The 1040-nt window shown below is 66.5% G+C and carries 1 protein-coding gene; it reads left to right on the plus strand.

Annotated features, from left to right (window positions below):
* Positions 1-1040: acyltransferase domain-containing protein (locus ACFYO2_RS49695; protein ID WP_388364165.1), on the plus strand; the 1040-nt coding region annotated here is incomplete at both ends.

Genomic DNA, 1040 nt, shown 5'->3' on the forward strand with positions numbered 1-1040 from the left:
AAGACGGTGTTCGTGTTCCCGGGTCAGGGCTCGCAATGGGACGGCATGGCCCGCGACCTGCTCACCACCTCACCCGTCTTCGCCCACCACCTCACCCAAGCCGCCGACACCATCGCCCAGTTCACCGACTGGAACCTCATCGACGTCCTCACCGGCCAACCCCACACCCCACCCCTCGACCGCGTCGACGTCGTCCAACCCGCCCTCTTCGCCATCAACACCGCCCTCGCCCGCCTCTGGCAACACCACAACGTCCACCCCGACACCGTCATCGGCCACTCCCAAGGCGAAATCGCCGCCGCCCACATCGCCGGCGCCCTCACCCTCCACGACGCCGCGAAAATCATCACCCTCCGCTCCCAAGCCATCCACACCCACCTCGCCGGCACCGGAGGCATGGCCTCCATCCCCCTCCCCCCCGACCACACCCAAACCCTCCTCACCGACTACGACGACCTCCACATCGCCGCACACAACAGCCCCACCAACACCGTCATCGCCGGAAACCCCCACCAACTCCAAACCCTCGTCGACCAGTTGAACACCCGCAACATCCGCGCCCGCACCATCCCCGTCGACTACGCCTCACACACCCCCCACGTCCACACCCTCAAAACCACCCTCACCGACCTCCTCCACGACATCACCCCCCAACCCACCAACACCGCCTTCTACTCCACCCTCCGCGGCGAACACATCCACGACACCACCGAACTCGACGCCACCTACTGGTACGACAACCTCGCCAACCCCGTCCAACTCCACCCCACCCTCAACCTCCTCCACCACGACCACCACACCACCTACATCGAAATCAGCCCCCACCCCGTCCTCACCCACGCCCTCACCGACACCCTCCCCCACCACACCCTCATCACCGAAACCCTCCGCCGCGACCACGGCACCCTCAACCGCTTCCACCACTCCCTCGCCCACCTCCACACCCACGGCCACCCCACCACCTGGCACCACCCCCACCCCACCACCAAACCCCACCACCTCCCCACCTACCCCTTCCAACACCACCGCTACTGGCTGGA

The sequence above is a fragment of the Streptomyces sp. NPDC006602 genome (assembly GCF_042870385.1).
GTDB lineage: Bacteria > Actinomycetota > Actinomycetes > Streptomycetales > Streptomycetaceae > Streptomyces.